The sequence below is a fragment of the Novosphingobium rhizosphaerae genome (assembly GCF_050920675.1).
GTDB lineage: Bacteria > Pseudomonadota > Alphaproteobacteria > Sphingomonadales > Sphingomonadaceae > Novosphingobium > Novosphingobium rhizosphaerae.
In genome coordinates this window covers 2,268,056-2,285,116 of sequence record NZ_CP137861.1, presented here as the reverse complement: position 1 = coordinate 2,285,116, position 17,061 = coordinate 2,268,056, and the positions used below count along the sequence as shown (strand labels likewise).

The following is a 17,061-nucleotide window of genomic DNA, read 5'->3' as shown; positions in this document are numbered from 1 at the left end:
GAAAAAGGGCGGCGAGTTTCCCCGCCGCCCCATTTCATATCAAGCGCTTGTGCGATCAGAAGTTGATCGTGGCATCCAGGCCATAAGTGCGCGGCGCGTTGAAGTTGCCGTAGTCACCCAGCACGTTGTTGATGCTGCCGGTCGACGAAGTCGAGAAGCCCGGGATCGAGTTCGACGGATCGCGACGATAGACATAGGCGGTGTTGAACAGGTTGCGGCCCCACAGGCCCACGGTCAGCTTCTGGCCGGTGCCCGAAACCGGGATGTCAGCCAGCGAGAGACGCCCGTTGAACACCAGGCTGGAGTCGTTCTTGGTGGCATACTGGTCGAAGGTCTGCGTGGCCTGCGAATAGTTGCCATCGATGTGGGCGCGCAGGCGCGTGCCGTTGACGCCGAGCGGCAGTTCGTAATCAACCGAACCGCTGGCGGCATTGCGCGGGGTGTAGACGATATAGACGTTCTGCGTGATGCCGGTGAACGGGTTCGTCACGGTGGGCATCTTGGTATAGGTGTAGGCATAGGACGCGGTCAGCGTCAGGCCGTCCACCGGCTTAACCGTCAGGTCGGCCTCGATGCCGCGGATCTTGGTGATGCCGGGCACGTTGACCGTTTCCAGGACGTTCACGTTGGAGCTGCCCGAGACATAGATGGCGTTGAAGTCCACCTGGCTGTTCTTGCGGTCCATGATGTAGCCGGCGATGTTGAACCGGGCGCGGTGATCCCAGAAGTCGGACTTGAGGCCCAGTTCGTAGGACGTCACCGTTTCCGGATCGAAGCCACGGTACGTGGGCGAGCGCGACGAGGCACCGCCGGCGCGATAGCCGGTGGCATACTTGGCATAGACGTGCAGATCGTTGTTCACGTCATAGGCGAGCGTCGCCATCGGGTTGAACTTGTTCCAGGCCTTGTCCAGCGTGGCGCCGTTGGCGGCGTTGCGGAACGTGACCAGGGTGCCGGTCTTCTTGTCGTGGGTGTAGCGCCCGCCGACCGTCAGGTGCAGCGCGTCGGTGGGGTTGATCGTGGCCTGGGCATAGCCGGCCAGGCTCTTGGAGTTGGCCACCGAGGCACGGTCGATCGACGCGAAAGGATTGAGCAGCGCGGCGGTGTTGATCGTGTAGCCGGTCACATTGCCGTTGGCGTCCGTGGTCCAGATGTTGGAGTTCGGCGTCGCGGCGTTATCCGAAACGTGTTCGTTGAAATAGAACACGCCGGCCACGTAATCGACGATGCCCACGGTGCCGACAGCCTGGACTTCCTGGCTGAACTGGTGCTGCCACAGGTTGGCCAGCGAATAGCGGCTGAACACGCCATTGGCCGAATAGACCGGCACGCGGTGCGCACCGCCCGAGTTGTCCCACTGCTCGCTGGTCACGCCGCGCCATGCGGTGATCGAGCGCAGTTCGAGTTCGGGCGAAACCTTCCACTTGAGCGTGTTGGTGAAGCCGTGGGTGCGATCGACGCTGGGCTGCTGCGGCACGCCGATGTCGGCCACCTTCATGCGCGTGGTGCCGTTGACGACGACCTGGCTGGGCAGCGACTTGACCGTGCCCGACAGCGTGGTGAAGTTGGTGCCGGGCGTGTTGCAGGCGGCGGTAACGGCGCCGGCGACGCAGTTGTTGGGGTTGTAGTTCAGCAGCTGGCTGTAGAACGGCGAGTTGCTGTCCCAACCGTTGTCATAGCTGAAATCGTTGGTGATGCTGGTGCTGGGCTTCCAGCGCACGGCGATGCGGCCGCCGCGACGGTCGAAATAGTTCCAGCCGGTCTGGCCCGCCATCGGGTTCTTGGTCGTGGCGCCCTGGTACTGGGCAACGCCGTCGAGCTTAACCGAGAAGTTGTGGTATTCGGGCAGGTCGAGGTGGATTTCACCGTTGTACGAGCCATAGTTGCCGAAGCCACCCGAAACACGGCCGCCGAACTCGCCCGAGGGTGCCTTGGACACCAGGCTGAGCGCGCCGCCTTCGGTGTTGCGGCCGAACAGGGTGCCCTGCGGGCCCTTGAGCACTTCGACGCGTTCCATGTCGAACAGCGCGGCGTTGAGGCCATGCTGGCGACCCATGTAGACGCCGTCGATGTAGACGCCCACGCCCTGTTCGCGCGCCGGCTGGTTGGCATCGAGCGGCACGATGCCGCGAATGCCGATGGTCAGCGCGGTCTGGCGCGCTTCGAACGTCACGACGCGCAAGCTCGGCACCGCGCCATCGGCGAGGTCGAGCAGGCTCTGGATGTGGCGATCCTTGATCGTATCGGCAGTGACGACGTTGATCGAGATCGGGGTCTTCTGAAGGTTGGTTTCACGCTTGGTCGCGGTCACGACGATTTCGGTCAGACCCTTCTCGCCCGACGAAGCATCGCTGGCTGGCGCTTCTGCAGCAGCATCGGCAGCCGGAGCATTTTCGGCCGCGAAAGCCGGCATGGCGTTCAGCGCAAGCGCGCCCGCCCCGGCCAGCAGGCCGGCACGAACAGTGTTCTTCAACATCGGATTTCCCTCACTGGTGAGGCTGACAGCCCCTTCGCGCCTCCCCCTAGGTCGGCATGGCTGCACTTTTGTGACGCAGATATGTCAGTCATTGTCACATTTGACCGAAACCTGACATTGATCGCGGCATTTTTGGCGGATTTCCGCGCTTTCGTGCGCTTTGCCACAAAGCGTTGCTCATAAAAAAAGCGCCCCGCTTCGCCATGCGAAGCGGGGCACAAGAGGCCGAATCGCGCCGCCGGGGCGGCCCGAGGCGGGTGGATCAGAAGCCGGCCTTGAGCGTCACGAAGACCTGGCGCGGCGCACCGGCCAGCAGGGTCTGGGCATCGCCCGAGAAGCCGAAGCCATTCGAACCGATCGTGGCGACATAGCGCTTGTTGAGCAGGTTGTTGCCATTGACCTGCAGTTCCAGCGGCGTGCGCTGGCCCACGTCGAGGCGGTAGCCGATGGTGCCATCGACCAAGGCCCGGCCGGGCACCGACTGGTCATTGAGGTAGGTGAAATAGCGCTTGGACATGTAGTTGACCGCCACGCGCCCGAAGAAGGTGCTGCTGTCATACGAGATTTCGCCACGCGCCAGGTGCTTGGGCGTGTCCACCACGGTCTTGCCGGCGGTCAGCTTGGTGCCCGAGGTGGTCACCACGTTGTCGCGGTAGGTGGAGTTGTTGTAGCTGTAGGACGCGAACAGCGCGAAGCCATAGGGCAGCTTGTAGTTCGCCACCGCTTCCAGGCCATAGGAGCGCACGTTGCCCACGTTCTGCACCACGTTGGCCGCGCCGACGATGCCGAGCGAGGTGGGAATGGTGAGCAGGCGGTTGCGGAAATTGACAAGGTAGCCACCGAGCACGGCGTTGAACGGACCCTGGTTGATGCGCAGGCCGCCTTCGTAGGTATCGGATTCCTCGGGCTTGAGATTGGCCTTGATCGCTCCGAACGCCGCCTGCGTGGTGGAGAACGGGCTGGAGGTGGCATCCGCGGTAAACGCGCGGGTCACCTGGGTGAAGCCGGCGAAGAGTTCGGCGCCGCCGCCCAGCTTGTAGGTGAGGCCGGCATGCGGCTGGAACCAGTCGCGCGCCTTGAGGCTGCCGGTCGCCAGCGTGCTCTGCGCAGCGAGCTTGGACGCCTTGTTTTCCACGTCGAAGCCCTTCCAGCCCAGGTTGAGCTTGAGCGCGCCGAGATCGACATCGTCCATGACGTAATACTGATACGTCTTGGTGTTATAGGCCATCGCCCACTGCGTGTAGAACGGGTTGGTCAGGAAGTGGTGGAAATCGATCCCCGCGACCGTGCGGCTGGTCAAGCCATAGAAGCGCCGCGCCTGCTGGAAATCGTTGTTTTCGACCCAGCCGCCCACGGTGATCTTGTTCTTGCCCAGATCGGCCGACACATCGCCGAACACGCCTTCGCGCTTGATGTCGTATTCGGTGGTGCGCACCGACATCGGCACGCCGCTGGGGCTGGCGACATAAGGCGTGCCCCACAGGCCCTGGCCACGGTTGTGGTGGTAGTAGGTCTTGATGTTGAAGGTGATCTTGTCGTTGAGCGGGCCGCTGGCGCCGAACGCATAGACCCAGTCGCGGCGCAGGCCGGCGGCATCGTAATAGGCATCGTCGGCAGAGGTGATCTTGCCCGGATAGGTCGTGCCGGCCGAGGGATTGGTCGGCGTCACGCCGGTGTAGCCGGTGTTGGCGCCGACATCGGCAACCTTGACGGCCAGGGCATACTGGTGCGGACCGAAGTTGTCCCAGTCATACCCAAGGCGCCCGATCATTTCGAGCGACATGTCCTGGTAGTCCTGCTCGACGCGGTCGGAATAGCTGTACCAGCCTTCCAGGTTGACGCTGCCTGCCGGCGCAATGAACTTGACGTTGGTCATCAGCGTGCGCTGCTGGCCATCGCCCTTCCACTTGTTGCCATCCTGGTATTGCAGCGAGGCAAAGCCGCGCACGCCATCGGGCGTGCCGACGGCCACGCGACCAAAGCCGCGCCAGGTCTGCGCCGAGCCATAGGAACCGCTGGCATCAAGCGCGACATGGTGATCGCGCAGCAGTTCGGCCGGGTCGATCGACTTGAATTCCAGCGTGCCGCCCAGGTTGCTGGTGGACTGGGTATCGATCGCGCCCGAACCCTGGCTGACCGCGGTGACGCCGATGTTTTCGGGGCTGATCGCGCGGCTGACATGTAGGCCGTTGTTGTTGCCATAGCTCATGTTGCCCAGCGGAATGCCGTCGAGCGTGAAGCCGAGCTGGTTCTGGTTGAAGCCACGAATGGTCACGCGCGTGGACCATTCATAGTTGCCGAACGCGTCGGCCGACTGGAAATTGACGCTGGGCAGCTTTTCGATCGCCTTCAGGGGGCTGGTGCCCGACGCCAGGACGGCCAGGTCGGCCGTCTTGATTTCCTGGGTCTGGCGGGTCTGGCCGGTGCCGAGAACGATGATGGCCGGGCCGCTTTCGCCAGCCACGTCGGGAGCGGCGGCATCGGGCGCAGCGGCCGCATCAGCCGGCGCGGCGGCCAGGGCGGGATGGGCAAGGAGCACGGCGCAGCCGGCAAGCAGGGCAGAAACGCGACGCATGGAAATCCCTCATGGCTATGCTCCCGTGCAATCGGGAGACGTGCGTCGCGGCGCCTAGCCCCCTGCCGTTTCAGATTGATGCCGTTTCGATGACAGTTTGGCTTCAATCCCGGGATTTCAGCGTCATCGATCCGTCATGGAACGCCGCAGCATGGGAACGGCATTCGCCCGAAAGCAGGCGGTCGAGCAGCCAGGCGCGCGCCGGGCCGGCCGGGCTGTCGCGCCGCCACTGGGCATGGATGGGATAAGTGATGGTGGGCGATTCCGCCATGGCGAGGTGCACCAGCCGCCCGCTCGCCAGGTCATCGGCCACGACATGACGCGGCATGTTGCCCCAGCCGATGCCCTGGCGCAGCAAGGCATGCTTGGCCCCAGATCGCCCAGCCGCCACGTGCGCGCGGCCAAGACCGAGAAGTCACGCCCCTGGGTGAGCGAAGAGCGATCGGTCAGCACGAGTTGCAGGTATTGCCGGCCGAGCCCCGGCGTGACTTGCGCCATGCCCGCCAGCGGATGGCCGGGCGCGGCCACCGGCACCAGTTCTACAGCGCCAATCGCCATGCGATCGAGCGCGGGATGGTCCACCAGCACCGCGCCGGTGATCGCCAGTTCGGCCTGCCCATCCAGCAACTGGGCCGCCACCGCGCCCAGCGCCTCGACATGCAGGCGCAGGTCCACGGTGGGAAAGGCGAGCAGGAAATCCTCGAGCAGGCGGGCCAGGCTCTGGGTCGGGAACATCACGTCCACCACCACGGTCAATTCCGCCTCAAGACCCTGGTTGTGCCCCCGCACGCGGGCCATCAGCGCGTCGACATCGTCGGCCACAGCGCGGGCACTTGCCAGAACCGCGCGCCCGGCCTCGGTCAACTGCGGCTTGCGCGAGCCTTCGCGGTCGAACAGCGCCACGCCCAGCTGCGCTTCGAGGTTGGCAATGCCATAGCTGACCACCGAAATCGCCCGCCCCAGCCTTCGGGCTGCCCCGTTGAATGTGCCTTCGTCAACCACCGCGAGGAAAATGCGAATCTGGTCGATGCTGGGCTGCCCCACATCCATGCCATGCCACTCCGTTCAACAGACTTGAACATTCTTATCCGAACTATAGGGATTTTCGAAATGCGCAAAAGCCTTCAGACCGCGCGCCGACGTGATTCCCAAACGAGGATTCGATCCCATGACCACCCGTACTGCCGATCCCCGCGTGTTGCCCCTGATCGTCGACCGCTGGTCGCCACGCGCTTTTGACGGCACGGCCGTGCCGGCCCAGGACCTGGCCGTTATTTTCGAAGCAGCGGGCCTGGCCCCTTCGGCGTTCAACTATCAGCCGTGGCGCTTCCTCTATGCCGTGCCGGGCGACGCCAACTGGGCCGCGTTCCTCGACATCCTCATTCCGTTCAACCAGGGCTGGGCCAAGGATGCCGGCGCGCTGGTGTTCATCGTGTCGGACGAATCGATGCGCAAGGACGATGGCACTGCCAATCCCAACCACAGCCACAGCTTTGACGCCGGCGCTGCCTGGGCGCTGCTGGCCCTGCAGGCCACTGCCCTGGGCTATCACACCCATGGCATGACCGGCGTTGATTTTGCCAAGGCGCGCGACGTGCTGGGCGTGCCCGAAGGCTGGCGCGTGGAAGCGGCCGTGGTCATCGGTCGCCAGGACAGCCCGGAAAAGCTGCCCGACTTCCTCAAGGAACGCGAAGCCCCGAGCGGCCGCAAGCCGGTGGCCGAAGTGGCCGTGGCAGGCACTTTCGGCGATCTGCCCGCCTGATACGATAGATGGAATTCGGTTCCCGCGCTGCACAACGGCCAGTGGCATGTGATGCACATCTCGTCGCATTGCCCCGCCCCCGGCCTTGGCAGCAGCGGGAACCAACGCCAGTTTGAGACCCATAGCATAACGCATTACTTGTTTCGGGGTCTCGCAATCATGACATTTGGCAGGCGCCAGTTCCTTGGCGCGATTGCCGGATCGGCGGCCTCGGCGCTGTTTCCGCGCGCGGCGGCAGAAGCGATTGCGCCCATCCAGGGTTCGAACGGTGCCTGGGCACCGGGCCTCGGTCCTGGCGCAGCCACGCTTCCTCCGCCCTCCTCCGTGGCCGACAGCCCGACCTTGCTGACCCGTGCTCTTGGCGCACTGCGCGATCATGGCAACCATGTGGCTGCCCGCGACGTGATCGGCATCGTCGATTTTTCCGCCCCCTCGCGCGAGGCGCGGATGCAGCTGGTGGATGTGGCCAGCGGCCGCGTGCTCTCGTCGCATCTGGTCGCCCATGGCAAGGGATCGGACCCGTCCAACAAGGGCTGGGTCGAGCGCCTGTCCAACGATTACGGCTCGGAAGCGTCGTGCAGCGGCAGCTTCCTGACCGGCGACACCTATTACGGCCGCCATGGTCGCTCGCGCCGGCTGATCGGGCTGGACCCGGAAAACAACCTGGCCCAGGTGCGCGGCATCGTGATCCACGCAGCCAGCTATGTCGGCCCCGACATTGCCAGCATGCAGGGCCGGGTCGGCCGCAGCCAGGGTTGCTTTGCCGTTTCAAGCAGCGATATCGATCATGTGCTGGGCCTGCTGGGGCCAGGCCGCCTGCTTTACGCCGCGCGGTAACGCCAGTGCGGCGCGCCGGGGCAGCCGTGACGCTGCCTTGCCGCCGCACCGCCCGCCACGGCCCTGGCATCAAGCCACCGGCCCGGCCAACCCCTTGAAACGCCCCGCCGCGCCAGCGGTTCCCGCAGCGGCCCGAAAGGGTTTTTGCGCGCGTTAATGCTTGCCTTCCCTGCCGATCTGTGATCCCGACGGGACTATCTCCCGTGGGTTGCCGGTACTTGTCTCAAAGTGTCGCAGGGCTTGTGCAAACAGGCTTTCGCGCCACGCCAAACAGCAAGCTGTGCTAGGCCGCCTTCGAATCACACAAGTCGGTGAAAGAATGTTGCACAGTCATCCGGTTGCCTCCTCCTTCCGGTTCTCCCAGCTTTACCGGGCCAGGGCCATGGCGCCCCTGGCACTGGCCACACTCTCGCTCGCCGCGCTTTCGCTGGGGGGCTGTGGCAGCAAGCAGGACGGCCCACCCCCGCAGGACGCGGTCGTCGGCTATATCGTGGCAACGCCCACGGCGGTTCCGGTGAGCACCGAGCTTTCCGGCCGCACCGTGGCGAGCCAGATCGCCGAAGTGCGCCCGCAGGTAACCGGCATCATCATGGATCGCCTGTTTACCGAAGGCAGCATGGTGCGCGCCGGCCAGCCACTCTACCAGATCGACGCGCGCAGCTATGCCGCCACGGCGAACCAGGCAGCGGGCAACCTGGCGGCGACGCGCGCCACGGTGGAATCGCTGCGGCTCAAGGCCGAACGCTATAAAGTGCTGGCCGACCAGGGCGGCATTTCCCGCCAGGATGCGGCCGACGCCCTTGCCAGCTACAACCAGGCGCGCGGCCAGGTCATGGCTTATGAAGGCGCACTGCAGGCGGCCCGGGTCAGCCTGGGCTTCACCCGCATCCTTGCCCCGATCAGCGGGCGCATCGGCGTTTCGAGCGTGACCAAGGGCGCGCTCGTCACGTCCAGCCAGACCGATGCGCTGGCCAAGATCCAGAAGCTGGACCCGATGTGGGTGAACATCCAGCAATCGAGCAATGATTACATGGCGCTGCGCCGCGCACTGCAATCGGGCAAGCTGTCGGCCGATGGCTCGGCCCCGGTCAAGGTGATCCTGGCCGATGGCACGGAATGGCCGGTCGAAGGCCGCCTCAACTTTGCCGACGTGGACGTGAACAGCGAAACCGGCACGGTGATCCTGCGCGTGACCGTGCCCAATCCCAAGGGCGACCTGCTGCCCGGCCTGTTCGTGAAAGCGCAGCTGGTGCAAGGCATCGTGCCCAATGGCATCCTGGTGCCCCAGGCCGCCGTGAGCCGCACTCCGCGCGGCACGGCCACGGTGCTGGTGGTCAATGCCAAGGGCGAAGCGGAAACACGCGACGTGACCGCCGAAACCCCGGTGGGCACCAACTGGCTGGTGACCAGCGGCCTCAAGGCCGGTGACAAGGTGATCACCGAAGGGCTGATCAAGGCCAAGCCCGGCGCCAAGGTGAAGGCAAGCCCGGCCGGCAGCGCGCCGGCCGCAGCCGCCAACACCGCCGATGCCGGGGGGGCGAAGTAACGCCCCATGCTGTCGCGCTTCTTTGCCAACCGCCCGATCTTTGCCTGGGTCATCGCGATCGTCGTGATGGCAACGGGCGCCTTTTCCATCACCACCATGGGGGTGGAACAGTACCCCGACATCGCCCCGCCCACCGTCTCGATCAGCGCCACGTATAACGGCGCCGATGCCTCGGCGGTGGAAAACAGCGTGACCCAGGTGCTTGAGCAGCAGCTCAAGGGCATCGACGGCATGCTCTATTTCACGTCGACCAGTTCCAATGGTTCGGCCAGCATCACGGCAACGTTCGAAAAGGGTACCAATCCCGATACGGCGCAGGTGCAGGTGCAGAATGCCATCTCGCGCGCCACCAGCCGCCTGCCCACCGTGGTGCAGCAGCAAGGCGTGACGGTGACCAAGGCGCAGAACGACCAGCTGCTGGTCATGGCGCTGTACGACACCACCGGGCGCAGCACCAACGCCGACATTGCCGACTACCTGACCACGCATATCCAGGACCCGCTCTCGCGCGTGGAAGGCGTGGGCTCGGCCGACGTGTTCGGTTCGTCCTATGCCATGCGCATCTGGCTCGATCCCGCCAAGCTTGCCGCGGTCAACCTGATGCCGTCGGACGTGACGAGCGCAATCACCGCGCAGAACACCCAGGTGGCGGCCGGCGAAGTGGGCGCCCTGCCCGCGCCGCAAGGCCAGCGGCTGGACGCCACGGTGACGGCGCGATCGCGCCTGCAGACGGTGGACGATTTCAAGAAGGTCATCCTCAAGACCAATGCCGACGGCGGCGAAGTGCGCCTGTCGGACGTGGCCCGCGTGGAAATGGGCCAGGAAAGCTATTCCTCGATCAACACGCTCAACGGCAATGCCGCCACGGGGATCGCGGTGAGCCTTGCCTCGGGCGCCAACGCGATGAAGACCGCCACGGCTGTCAAGGCCAAGGTGGACGAACTCGCCAAGGACATGCCCGAAGGCTATCAGATCGCCTATCCGCGCGATTCCAGCACCTTCGTGAAGATCTCCATCGAAGAAGTGGTCAAGGCCCTGTTCGAGGCGATCGCGCTGGTCGTGGTGGTGATGTTCCTGTTCCTGCAGAACTGGCGCGCCACGCTGATCCCGGCGATCGCGGTGCCGGTGGTGCTGCTCGGCACGTTCGGTATCCTGGCGCTGCTGGGCTATACCATCAACACGCTGACCATGTTCGGCCTGGTGCTGGCGATCGGCCTCTTGGTGGACGATGCCATCGTGGTGGTGGAAAACGTCGAGCGCGTGATGCACGAGGAGCATCTTTCGCCGCTCGATGCCACGGTCAAGTCGATGGGCGAAATCACCTCGGCGCTGATCGGCATCACCCTGGTGCTCACGGCCGTGTTCATTCCCATGGCGTTCTTCGGCGGCTCGACCGGGGCGATCTATCGCCAGTTCTCGATCACCATCGTTTCGGCCATGGGTCTGTCGGTGCTGGTCGCGCTGGTGCTGACTCCGGCACTCTGCGCCACGCTGCTCAAGCAGGCCGAAAAGCCCAAGGGCCGGTTCTTTGCCGGGTTCAACCGCCGTTACGACCGGCTGCAGGAAGGCTATCAGAACCGCCTGACCGGCATTCTCGGGCGCCCGCTGGTGTGGATGCTGGCGTTCGTGGCGATCATCGCGGCAATGGTGCTGCTCTATACCCGCCTGCCCACCAGCTTCCTGCCCGACGAAGACCAGGGCCAGCTCATGCTCAGCTATACCCTGCCGGTCGGCTCCACCATGGAGCAGACGCAGGCCGTGGCAGCGCAGGCGCAAGACCTGATCCAGAAGACCGAAGGCAACAATATCCGCGCCGTGTTCATCATTGCCGGGCGCGGCCAGGGCGGCTCGGGACAAAACACGGGCATGGGCTTCGTCCTGCTCAAGGACTGGGCCGATCGTCCCGGCAGCGATGCCAGCGCGTCTTCCATTTCGGCGCGGCTCAACAAGCTCTTCGCGATGAAGCTGGGCAACCAGGCACAGATCTTCGTGCTCTCGCCGCCGGCCATTCGCGGTCTGGGCAATTCGGGCGGGTTCGACATGTACCTGCAGGACGCCGAAGGCCAGGGCCGCACCGCGCTGACCGACGCGCGCAAGCAGTTGGTGGACGATGCCAACAGCAGCGGCCGCGTCGCCCAGGCCCGCCTGCAGGGCCTGGAAGACACCCCGCAGCTCAAGGTTTCGCTCAACGACGAAGCGATCACGGCCTTCCAGATCGCGCCGTCCGACGTGAACTCCACCCTGTCCACTGCCTGGGGCGGCACCTACGTCAACGACTTCGTCGATCGTGGCCGCGTGAAGAAGGTCTTCGTGCAGGGCGACGCGCCCTATCGCAGCAAGCCGCAGGACCTGGGCCAGTGGTATGTGCGCGGCACCAACGGCGCGATGGCCCCGTTCGCGGCTTTTGCGCAGACCGACTGGACCGTGGGCGCCCCCGTGCTGCCCCGCTTCAACGGCATTGCCGCGCAGGAAGTGGTCGGCAATCCCGCGGCCGGGGTCAGCTCGGGCCAGTCGATGCAGACCATGATGGACCTGGCGAGCAAGATGAACGGTGGCTACAACGTGGCGTGGGCGGGCCTGTCGTATCAGGAACGTGCCGCCAGCAGCCAGACCGGGCTGCTCTATGGCGCATCGATCTTCTTCATCTTCCTGTGCCTTGCCGCGCTTTACGAAAGCTGGTCGGTGCCGGTGTCGGTGCTGCTGGTGATCCCGCTGGGCGTGATCGGCGCGGTGCTGGCGGTCACGCTGCGTGGCTATAACAACGACATCTATTTCCAGGTGGCCCTGCTCACCACCATCGGGCTTTCGGCCAAGAACGCGATCCTGATCGTGGAATTTGCCGAAGCGGCACTGCATCGCGGGCTCAAGCCGGCCGACGCAGCGATGGAAGCGGCGCGGCTGCGGTTCCGCCCGATCATCATGACCTCGGTGGCGTTCATCGCCGGCGTCATTCCGCTGGCGGTGGCCAGCGGCGCGGGTGCCAATGGCCGCCGCGCCATCGGCACCGGCGTGCTGGGCGGGATGCTGTCGGCCACGTTGCTGGCCATCTTCCTGGTGCCGCTGTTCTTCGTCCTGGTGAAGCGCGTGTTCCGGCACCGCGAGCCATCCGACCACCACGAACCCAATGGGGAGGCGCAGGCATGAGCGCGCCACACGTGAAGATCGCGCGCGCCGCGCTTGCCGGGGGCGCAATGCTGGCCCTGGGCGCCTGCAACCTCGCGCCCAAGTACGTCCGTCCCGACCTGCCGGTGGCCCCCAGCCTGCCCCAGGGCACCAGCTATCCCACGCTGGCCGACGGCGCGGGCGGCGTGGATGCCATCGGCTGGCAGGCGTTTTTCACCGACCAGCAGTTGAAGGACACCATCGCCCTGGCGCTGTCGAGCAACCGCGACTTGCGCAGCGCGGTGGCTGCCGTGGCCCAGGCCCGCGCGACCTACAAGGTGGACCGCGCCGCGCTGGTGCCCACGGTCACGGCCGGGCCGACCGCCTCCGGCTCGCGCAGCAACGGCGTGACCAGCGAAAGCTATCAGCTCAGCGGCGGCGTATCGTCCTATGAAGTCGATCTGTTCGGCAAGCTGCGCAACACCAGCCGGGCGGCGTTCGAAGCCTATCTGGCCAGCGACGAAGGCCGCAAGGCCACGCAGATCACCTTGGTTTCCGAAACCGCGACGGCCTGGCTCACACTGGCTGCCGACCGCGACGCGCTGGCCGTGGCCCAGGCCACGCTCGCTTCGCGCACCAAGACGCTGCAATTGACGCAGCAACTCGAAACCAATGGCGTTGGCACCAAGCTGGCCGTGGCCCAGGCCCAGACCGCGTTCGACACCGCGCGGGCCGACGTGGCAGACTATACCACCTATGTGGCGCAGGATCGCAACGCCCTGGAACTGCTGACCGGCGCGCCCGTGCCCGAAGCCTTGTTGCCCAAGACGCTGGGCGAAGGGCGGCAGACCCTGGCCAGCCTGCCCGTGGGGCTTTCATCCGACGTGCTGCTTCGCCGGCCCGACGTGCTCCAGGCCGAACATACGCTCAAGGAGGCCAACGCGCGCATCGGCGCAGCCCGCGCCGCGTTCTTCCCGTCGATCTCGCTGACCGGGCTGCTCGGCCTTGCCAGCACCAGCCTGTCAGGCCTGTTCAGCGGCGGCACCTTTGCCTGGAGCGCCAGTGGCAGCGCCACCCAGACGCTGTTCGATGGTGGGGTGAACGCGGGCAACCTGGCCTATGCCAAGGCCAGCCGCGATGCGGCCGTGGCGTCTTATGAAAAGGCGATCCAGACAGCGTTCCGGGAAGTGGCCGATGCCCTGGCCCGGCGCGGCACGATCGACGACAAGGTGGCCGCGCAGGAAAGCTATGCCGCCAATGCGGAAAAGGCGGCGCAGATCACATTGGCCCGCTATCAGAACGGGATCGATACGTTCCTGGAGCCGCTCGACGCCGATCGCACGGCCTATACTGCCCGCCAGGCGCTGGTCACGGCCCGGCTGGCACGCGCAACCAACATGGTCACGCTGTATGAAGTGCTGGGCGGTGGCCTCACGCCCTGACGGCCGCGTTGCGGCATAAACCGGCGCGGATCGCTCCGTAACGGTTGGGTTCCGGCTGCATCGTTCCTTGCCGCAGCGCGGCAGGACGGGAACACTAAGGGCATCGGCAATGGCGCCAGCGGCGGCCATTCCGGTGCCCTGCTGTTTCCGGCCAAGGATGCGTGCCCGCCATGTCGCCCTCTTCTGCCAGCCCGGCCCCGCGCGCGTCCATGCGCGTCGCGCTGCTCAATGTGAAATACAGCCCGAACCTGGGCGATGGACTGCTGGCCGAATGCCTTGAGCGCGAACTGGCCCAGGCGCTGGGCGGGGCAGAGGTCTTTTCGATCGATATTGCCGGCCGCACCGGATGGAATGGCGGACCCGGGCGGCGGCGCCTTGCCATGGCCCTGCTCGAAGCCGTGCCCCCTGCGCTGCGCCGCATGGCCGCGGGCGCGGCGCTCACGCTGCTGAGCCGGCTGGCCCTGCGCCGCCATGTGCGCGGCGGCCTTGCGCGGTGCGATGCGGCGGTGATCGGCGGGGGCAACTTGTTGACCGACGCCGATCTCAACTTTCCGATCAAGCTGGCGGGCGCGGCGGCCGAAGTGGCGCGGCGCGGCCTGCCCCTTGCCGTCCACGCCGTGGGGGCCAGTGCGCAGTGGTCTGCGCGGGGCCGCGCGCTGTTTGCCCGTGCCCTGGCACGCCGCCCGCTGGCCCATGCCACCGTGCGGGACGAACGCAGCCGCCAGGCCTGGGCCCGGCAGCTCGAGCCGCTCGGCGCAATCGCGGCGGCAGTGTCGGGCGATCCCGGCCTGCTCGCCAGCCTGCACTATCCGCGCAAGCCCGGCGTGCCACGCGGCGATGCCGGGCGGCGCGTGGGCCTGTGCATCACGGCGCCCCTGGCGCTGCGCTATCACGTGGGCCAGCACCATGAATCCGCCGCCACGGGCGGGGCAGGCGCGCTGCACGATGGCGCGGTGATCGAATGGTATGGCGCCCTCGCCCAGGCCCTGGCGCAACAGGGACTGCACGTGATCCTGTTCACCAACGGCAGCCCGGAAGACCGCGCCTGCCTGGTGCGCCACGCGCCGCGCTGGACGGCCGAACGCCCGGCCGCCGATTGGCGCGGCGGCATTGCGCGCCAGGGCCAGGGCCGGATCAGCATGGCCGCGCCCTTTGCCACCCCGGCCGATCTCGCCGGGTTCGTTGCCGGCTGCGATCTGGTCATTGCCCATCGCATGCATGCCTGCATCGCCGCCCATTCCTTTGCCGTGCCCACCATCGGGCTGACCTGGGACGAAAAGCTGGCCAGCTTCTTCGCGCTGGCAGGGCGAAGCCAATATGCCGTCGACGGGCCGGCCCTGGCCCCCGCCGCCATTGTCGAACTGGCGCAGGCAGCGCTGGCCGAGGGGGTGGACCGCGCTGCGCTGGCCAGCCTGATCGAGCGCACGCGCGCCGATGTGGCCGCGCTGGGCATCCGCCTTGCCTCAGCCGCCCAGCACGAGGTGCCGCGGCAGGCGGCCGAGGTGGCAACGGCCAGCGCCCCACACGCGGCAACCGCACCGGCTGGGGCGGTGTTGGCCTGATGCGCGGCGTGCCGATCGACCGCATCGTGGTGATCAACGATCTGGCCCGGCCGATGGGCGGGGCAAGCGCGCTGGCCTTGGCCTCTGCCCGGGCGTTTCGCGCCCAGGGCCACGCGGTGACGCTGCTGGCGGGCGATACCGGTGACGATGGCAGCCTGGCGGCCGCGGGCATTGCCTGCGTGGCGCTGGGCCAGGGCCGCCTGCTCTCTCGGCCCAGGATCGAAGCGACATTGGCTGCGCTGTGGAACCGCAGCGCCGCCCGCATGGTATCCCGCTGGATCGCAACCCACGATACGCCGCGCACGGTCTATCACCTGCATGGCTGGTTGCAGATCCTCTCGCCCGCCGTGTTCCACGCCTTGGCCCCGGTGCGCGACAGGCTGGTGATTTCCGCGCACGATTTCTTCCTGGCCTGCCCCAACGGGGCATTTGCCGATCTCAAGACCGGGCGGCCCTGCCCGCTCGTGCCACTCTCGCGCGCGTGCGTGATGGCCGACTGCGACCGCCACAGCCGCAGCCACAAGCTGTTGCGCGTGGTCCGCCACGCCATCCAGACGCGCGTGTTCGATCCGGCCCATGCGCCGCCGGTGCTGGCAATCCATGCCGCCATGGCGCCGCTTCTGGCCCGCGCCGGCATTCCCGCCGATGCGATCCACGCCCTGCCCAATCCGGTGGAGCCATGGTCTGCCACGCGCATTCCGGCCGAGGAAAACCGCGAAGTGCTGTTCGTGGGCCGGCTTGAGGAAACCAAGGGGCCTGACCTCGCCGCTGCCGCTGCCCGCGCCGCCGGGGTGCCGCTGCGCCTGGTCGGCAGCGGCGCGATGGAGCCGACGTTGCGCGCCCGCCACCCCGAAGCGCGCTTCAGCGGTCGGCTTTCTCCGGCAGAGATTGCGCGGGTGGCGCGGCGGGCGCGGCTGCTGGTCATGCCCAGCCGCTATCCGGAACCCTATGGCCTGGTGGCGATGGAGGCCGCACGGTCCGGCCTGCCGGTTATCCTGCCTGGCACGGCGCTGCTGGCCGATGACATGGTGCGCCATGGCGCCGGCGTGGCGATCGACCCGCGCGACACCGCCGGCTTTGCCCGGCACTTGGCCGCCCTGGCGCAAGATGATGCGCGCGTGCGCGCCATGAGCGAGGCGGCCTTTGCCCTGCCCGATGACCTGGCGCTGTCACCCGATGCGTGGATCGCCCGTCTGCTCGATTTCTATGCCGCGCGGCTGGCTGCGTCGGCGGTGTCGGGCGGCCCGGCGCCTTATCCTGCGCGCGAGGATGAATGCCCCGCCACGCCATCTGCATCGGCTTCGGGCGTTTTGCCGGGCCGGGGCCGTACCCGCCGCGCCCGGCCATCGAGCACGGCCGAACTGGCCGCCGGCGCTCGCCTTTCAAGGTCTCGCAACGGCGAATAGGGGTGCCGGCAGGCCAGACTGCGCAAATGCTGGATCTTGAGCGGCACCATGACCACCGCCAGCGCCGCAACCGACACCGCCCAGCGCCACAACAGCATCTGGCCCGATTGCGCGGCCGCCAGGAATTCGGCAACCGTCATCCACACTGCCTGCGCGCCGAGCAATTCCGAACTGCGCTGGCCCGGTGCGGAAAGCAGGATGAGCAGGCCTAGAACATAGGCCATGACTGCCGTACTTTCGGCCGTAGCCCGTCCGGTGACATAGCCGAACGTCATTGCCGTGGCGGTCAACAGCGCCAGGATGCGCCCGAAACGGACGACCTGCGCAGGGGCAAAGCGGGCGAGCAAGCGGTT

At 66.6% G+C, this 17,061-nt stretch carries 9 protein-coding genes and 1 pseudogene; 7 read left to right on the top strand and 3 right to left on the bottom strand.

Going from position 1 to position 17,061, the window contains the following annotated elements; translation table 11 throughout:
• Window positions 1-55: 55 nt before the first annotated feature.
• The 3 genes and pseudogenes from R9J51_RS10470 to R9J51_RS10460 form a co-directional block, all read right to left on the bottom strand.
• Entirely contained in the window at window positions 56-2,476 is a 2,421-nt protein-coding gene (locus R9J51_RS10470) for a TonB-dependent receptor (RefSeq protein ID WP_179504428.1), read from the bottom strand.
• A 262-nt stretch (window positions 2,477-2,738) separates the two neighbouring features.
• Window positions 2,739-5,051: a TonB-dependent receptor domain-containing protein gene (locus R9J51_RS10465; RefSeq protein WP_179504427.1), complete on the bottom strand. Its 2,313-nt coding sequence runs from the start codon at window positions 5,049-5,051 to the stop codon at window positions 2,739-2,741.
• Between the two features lie 103 nt (window positions 5,052-5,154).
• Window positions 5,155-6,101: pseudogene (locus R9J51_RS10460) on the bottom strand (LysR family transcriptional regulator).
• Window positions 6,102-6,219: 118 nt separating this feature from the next.
• On the opposite strand from R9J51_RS10460, the gene R9J51_RS10455 reads away from it, so the two are divergent.
• The 7 genes from R9J51_RS10455 (at window position 6,220) to R9J51_RS10425 (ending at window position 16,708) form a co-directional block, all read left to right on the top strand.
• Window positions 6,220-6,813 (top strand): nitroreductase family protein, encoded by a 594-nt coding sequence (locus R9J51_RS10455; RefSeq protein ID WP_168554417.1) that lies wholly within the window; start codon window positions 6,220-6,222, stop codon window positions 6,811-6,813.
• A gap of 159 nt (window positions 6,814-6,972) precedes the next feature.
• On the top strand, window positions 6,973-7,650 hold the full coding sequence (locus R9J51_RS10450; protein ID WP_168554416.1) for a murein L,D-transpeptidase catalytic domain-containing protein: 678 nt from the start codon (window positions 6,973-6,975) through the stop codon (window positions 7,648-7,650).
• 382 nt (window positions 7,651-8,032) lie between these two features.
• The gene (locus tag R9J51_RS10445) at window positions 8,033-9,196 is read left to right on the top strand and encodes an efflux RND transporter periplasmic adaptor subunit (protein ID WP_168554415.1); all 1,164 of its coding nucleotides are present in this window, start codon (window positions 8,033-8,035) and stop codon (window positions 9,194-9,196) included.
• 6 nt (window positions 9,197-9,202) lie between these two features.
• A complete protein-coding gene (locus R9J51_RS10440; RefSeq protein WP_168554414.1) occupies window positions 9,203-12,340 on the top strand; it encodes an efflux RND transporter permease subunit in 3,138 nt (1,045 codons plus the stop codon).
• Window positions 12,337-13,740: an efflux transporter outer membrane subunit gene (locus R9J51_RS10435; protein ID WP_179504426.1), complete on the top strand. Its 1,404-nt coding sequence runs from the start codon at window positions 12,337-12,339 to the stop codon at window positions 13,738-13,740. The genes R9J51_RS10440 and R9J51_RS10435 overlap by 4 nt, the downstream gene beginning before the upstream one ends.
• 170 nt (window positions 13,741-13,910) lie before the next feature.
• A complete protein-coding gene (locus tag R9J51_RS10430) occupies window positions 13,911-15,302 on the top strand; it encodes a polysaccharide pyruvyl transferase family protein (protein ID WP_432787377.1) in 1,392 nt (463 codons plus the stop codon).
• Window positions 15,302-16,708, top strand: a complete 1,407-nt coding sequence (locus tag R9J51_RS10425) for a glycosyltransferase family 4 protein (protein ID WP_179504425.1) — start codon at window positions 15,302-15,304, stop codon at window positions 16,706-16,708. Before R9J51_RS10430 ends, R9J51_RS10425 begins: the two co-directional genes overlap by 1 nt.
• Window positions 16,709-17,061 lie beyond the last annotated feature (353 nt).

Excerpts from the sequence above, each read along its gene's own strand:
- R9J51_RS10450 (WP_168554416.1), top strand. The coding sequence starts at position 6,973 with ATGACATTTGGCAGGCGCCAGTTCCTTGGCGCGATTGCCGGATCGGCG.
- R9J51_RS10430 (WP_432787377.1), top strand. The coding sequence starts at position 13,911 with ATGTCGCCCTCTTCTGCCAGCCCGGCCCCGCGCGCGTCCATGCGCGTC.
- R9J51_RS10465 (WP_179504427.1), bottom strand. The coding sequence starts at position 5,051 with ATGCGTCGCGTTTCTGCCCTGCTTGCCGGCTGCGCCGTGCTCCTTGCC.
- R9J51_RS10470 (WP_179504428.1), bottom strand. The coding sequence starts at position 2,476 with ATGTTGAAGAACACTGTTCGTGCCGGCCTGCTGGCCGGGGCGGGCGCG.
- R9J51_RS10455 (WP_168554417.1), top strand. The coding sequence starts at position 6,220 with ATGACCACCCGTACTGCCGATCCCCGCGTGTTGCCCCTGATCGTCGAC.
- R9J51_RS10440 (WP_168554414.1), top strand. The coding sequence starts at position 9,203 with ATGCTGTCGCGCTTCTTTGCCAACCGCCCGATCTTTGCCTGGGTCATC.
- R9J51_RS10425 (WP_179504425.1), top strand. The coding sequence starts at position 15,302 with ATGCGCGGCGTGCCGATCGACCGCATCGTGGTGATCAACGATCTGGCC.
- R9J51_RS10435 (WP_179504426.1), top strand. The coding sequence starts at position 12,337 with ATGAGCGCGCCACACGTGAAGATCGCGCGCGCCGCGCTTGCCGGGGGC.
- R9J51_RS10445 (WP_168554415.1), top strand. The coding sequence starts at position 8,033 with ATGGCGCCCCTGGCACTGGCCACACTCTCGCTCGCCGCGCTTTCGCTG.